Origin of the sequence: Peptoniphilus sp. (assembly GCF_022767005.1) — a bacterium.
Lineage (GTDB): Bacteria > Bacillota > Clostridia > Tissierellales > Peptoniphilaceae > Peptoniphilus_A.
In genome coordinates this window covers 1-3,774 of sequence record NZ_JALEOV010000084.1, presented here as the reverse complement: position 1 = coordinate 3,774, position 3,774 = coordinate 1, and the positions used below count along the sequence as shown (strand labels likewise).

Here is a 3,774-nt window from a genome sequence, read left to right as displayed (position 1 = left end):
GTGAAGTTGGCTTTGAGTTTTATGGAAGGTATCACTTCGCCTGCATATTTATTATTTTTATTTTTGCAATAATTTTATATAAACCATGGAATAACAATAAAAATTTTAGGAAAGTTTTTGCCATTATGCCAATTGCACTGGAGATTATAAGGCTTATTATGGTTTTAATAACGGGACATTACGACAGCTCTTATTTGCCTTTTCACCTTTGTTTGTTTGGGGCACAGTTTATGGCGTTAGATGTCTTTTTTGAAAGCAAATTTATAAAGGCATCCCTTTTCTTTTTGTTTATGCCTGCTGGTATTTTAAGTCTAATTACACCAGGGTGGAATAATGTAAATAAGTATTCCTATGTTGCGATTATTTCATGGATAATTCACGGAGTTAACTCCTTTTATCCCATATATCTCGTGATTTCAAAGGAATACAAACCAAATCTTAAGGATATTATTTATCCAGTAATTTTTACTATTGTCATATTGCCTATTATAAAAGTTTTAAATAAAAAGCTGAGTGCAAATTACTTTTTTATTGAAGAACCTTATATTGGTTCTCCACTTGAAGCGATAAAAAATGTTTTTCCAAATTATATTTTGGGGCTTTTTATAGTTACAATATTTGTAATGGTTATGACCTTTTTTATTTACAAATTAATTTTAAGATTAAAGATACAAAAATAAGACAGGATAACAAAAATCCTGTCTTTCTTTATTTGTCCTTACCTAGAGTATTATAAGTTATTGCAACGAGTACACCGCCAATAATATTTCCAATTGTAACTGGTATTAAATTTTTGAGAATTAGTGCAAAGCTAAATTCTGGATTTAATATTTTTGTAAGGGCAAAGCAAGTCATATTTGCAATACTATGTTCGAAGCCAAGACTTACAAAGGCTAGGATACACCAAAAAATTAAAATTAATTTTGCTGAATCTGAAATTTTTCTTGAGGACATTAAAACTGCTGTACATACCAAGATATTACACATAATTCCCTTAAATAAAAGTGCAGTGAAGTCAAAATTTGTTTTTCCAGTTGCAAGTTTTAATAGAGTTTCATTGTATTCAGGAGATACACCAGTCATTTTAAATAAGTATGCGATTAAAATTGAGCCTAAAAGATTTCCAAAATAGGAAAATATTAAAATTTTTAAAATTGTAGCTGTTTCAATTTTTTTATTTAGCCTTCCCACAGTTGTTATTAGGACATTTCCAGTGAAGAGTTCGCCTCCAGCAAAAACTACAAAGGATAATGCAAGAGAGAAGAAAAAGCCGTTAATAAATTTTACAGCTGCAATTGGAAGTGGAGAAAACACATTTGTCGATAATACCATTATGAGTATTCCCATTCCAATAAAAAATCCTGCAAGCATTGAAGATACTATGTACTTAAAGAAGGAGTCTTCAAGTAAGTTTTTCTTCGTATTTGCAGAATTTGTAAGTCCAGTTATTATATCTTTATACATTTTACACCTCTTTTTTTATTTCACTAAACATTATATCAAAAAGAGGCAGTTTTTCAATTGATGAAAGTATCTTTATCAGCAGAAAGTTTGAATTTCTTTGCGTCAATCGCTGTAATTATTATTTGCACAATTGGCATTAGTAGATTGAAAAACAAAAATGGAAGATAATGCACTGTTGAAACTCCAAGTACAGATGTCATGTAAGTGCCGCAAGTGTTCCATGGTATCATGGCAGATGTAACAGTTCCACCTGATTCAAGAGTGGAAGATAAAAGTTTTGGATCTAAATTTCTATCTCTATATTCATTCTTAAACATTCTTCCTGGTACAACTATGGAGATGTACTGCTCGGGCATAGTTGCATTTGTAAAAAAGCAAGTTAAAATCGTAGCTGTTACTATTCCAACAGTTGACTTTATCTTGTGAAGGAATTTTTTTACTATGGCTTCAAGTATTCCAGTTTCTTCAGCAATGCCACCAAACATCATGGCGATAATAGTAAGTGAAATTGAAGACATCATGTTGTTAAGTCCACCAGTTGTTAAAAGTTTATCCACTGACTCAACTCCAGTTTCTGAAACAAATCCATTTAAGGCAGCAGACAAAATATCGCCAAAGTTTATATTTTGATAGATTGGTCCTAAGATAGCAGCTGCAATTATGCCAAGGCTTATTCCAGGGACTGCAGGCACCTTTTTTGCAATGGAAAGTATTACAATTAGAGGTGCAATTAATAACACTGGAGATATATTAAAATTATTTTTTAAACCATTGGTAATTACAGTTACGCTGGATAAATCAGCAGAACTTCCACTGTATTTCATTGATAAAAATCCGAATATTGCAAGTGTTAATACATATGTTATAATAGTTGGCTTAAACATTGCCTTGATGTGTGTAAATACATCAGTGCCTGCCATTGCTGGTGCAAGATTTGTAGTGTCAGATAAGGGACTCATTTTATCGCCAAAGTAAGAGCCAGATAAAACTGCACCTGCAGTTATTGGAGCAGGTATGCCTAGACCATTTGCAATTCCCATAAGGGCAATGCCCATTGTGCCAGCAGTTCCCCAACTAGTTCCCGTAGCAAGTGAAGTTATAGAAGTTATTAAAACTGTAGCCACAAGAAAAATTGATGGTTTTAAAATTAAAAGTCCGTAATAGATCATAGTTGGAACGACGCCAGCTAAAATCCAAACTCCAATTAGGACTCCAATGATTGCCAAAATTATAATGGATTGCATAGCTTGAGAGATTCCCTTTATCATTGCATTTTCAATAAATTTCCAGCTATAACCAATTTTTAATGCAACAAGGGATGCTATTAAAACACCAATTAACATAGGAATATGAGGGCTTTCTTTGTATTTTATAATACTTATAAACATAATTATTACAAGAGAAAGAAAAGTAAAAATTGCTTCACTAAAATTTGCTTTTCTAATATCTTTATCATATTTTTCTATATTTTTATTATTCATTTAACACCTCGTGTAGAATTCAAAAATTTAACATATTATATCATTAAAATTAAAATAATAAAAGTTTTAGTTAATTAATAAAGATGTTATACTATAAAGGAATGGAGGGAATTATGGAATTAAAAGATACAATTCGTGCAATAGAAAATTATCCAAAAGAGGGAATCATCTTTAGGGATATTACCACTCTTTTAAAGGACAAAGATGCTTTTAAAAAAGCAGTTGATGAAATGGCAGCAAAAATTGACAAAGATGTGGATAAAATTATTGGTGTGGAAGCAAGGGGATTTATTTTTGGTGCAGCACTTGCCTATAAATTAAATAAGGGTTTTGTGCCAGCTAGAAAGCCAGGCAAACTTCCCTATGATAAATTGATAGAATCCTATAAACTTGAATATGGAGAAGATTCTATTGAAATTCACAAGGATGCAATTTTGCCAGGAGAAAAAATTGTAATAATAGATGACCTTCTTGCAACTGGCGGAACATCTAAGGCATGTGTAGATCTTGTAGAAAGATTACAGGGCGAAGTGTCTTCTGTAATTTTCTTAATTGAGCTAGTAGATTTAAATGGAAGAGAAGCTCTAAAGGGTACAAAAGTGGAATCGATTATAAAATATTGAGGCATAATTCCAATTTAAAAATTATTGAATATATTTGATTTGAAAATTCACTATGATATAATAATTAATAATTTAATAATTAAACTTATGGGAGCAAATTGCTGAGAGGAGTTAAGACTCGACCATTCTACCTGTTAGGATAATGCCTTGACAGGGAAAAGTAATTCTACTCCTATAATTTTATAGGAGGTTTTTTTATTTATGAA

At 31.2% G+C, this 3,774-nt stretch carries 4 protein-coding genes and 1 riboswitch; of the genes, 2 read left to right on the top strand and 2 right to left on the bottom strand.

All coding sequences use genetic code 11. The features are described 5' to 3' along the window. Nucleotides 1-680 (top strand): TIGR02206 family membrane protein (locus MR285_RS06410; protein ID WP_293559195.1); only part of this gene is annotated, 680 nt, incomplete at its 5' end. A gap of 28 nt (nucleotides 681-708) precedes the next feature. Here the strand turns inward: MR285_RS06410 and MR285_RS06405 are convergent. Both MR285_RS06405 and nhaC read right to left on the bottom strand, forming a co-directional pair. Next, entirely contained in the window at nucleotides 709-1,464 is a 756-nt protein-coding gene (locus MR285_RS06405) for a formate/nitrite transporter family protein (protein ID WP_293559193.1), read from the bottom strand. 53 nt (nucleotides 1,465-1,517) lie between these two features. Then, nucleotides 1,518-2,945: a Na+/H+ antiporter NhaC gene (nhaC, locus tag MR285_RS06400; protein WP_293559191.1), complete on the bottom strand. Its 1,428-nt coding sequence runs from the start codon at nucleotides 2,943-2,945 to the stop codon at nucleotides 1,518-1,520. A 113-nt stretch (nucleotides 2,946-3,058) separates the two neighbouring features. Between nhaC and MR285_RS06395 the strand changes: the two genes are divergently transcribed. Further along, nucleotides 3,059-3,568, top strand: a complete 510-nt coding sequence (locus tag MR285_RS06395; RefSeq protein WP_293559189.1) for an adenine phosphoribosyltransferase — start codon at nucleotides 3,059-3,061, stop codon at nucleotides 3,566-3,568. A 77-nt stretch (nucleotides 3,569-3,645) separates the two neighbouring features. Next, a riboswitch (TPP riboswitch) is annotated at nucleotides 3,646-3,743 on the top strand. Nucleotides 3,744-3,774: the final 31 nt, after the last annotated feature.

Excerpts from the sequence above, each read along its gene's own strand:
- MR285_RS06405 (WP_293559193.1), bottom strand. The coding sequence starts at position 1,464 with ATGTATAAAGATATAATAACTGGACTTACAAATTCTGCAAATACGAAG.
- nhaC (WP_293559191.1), bottom strand. The coding sequence starts at position 2,945 with ATGAATAATAAAAATATAGAAAAATATGATAAAGATATTAGAAAAGCA.
- MR285_RS06395 (WP_293559189.1), top strand. The coding sequence starts at position 3,059 with ATGGAATTAAAAGATACAATTCGTGCAATAGAAAATTATCCAAAAGAG.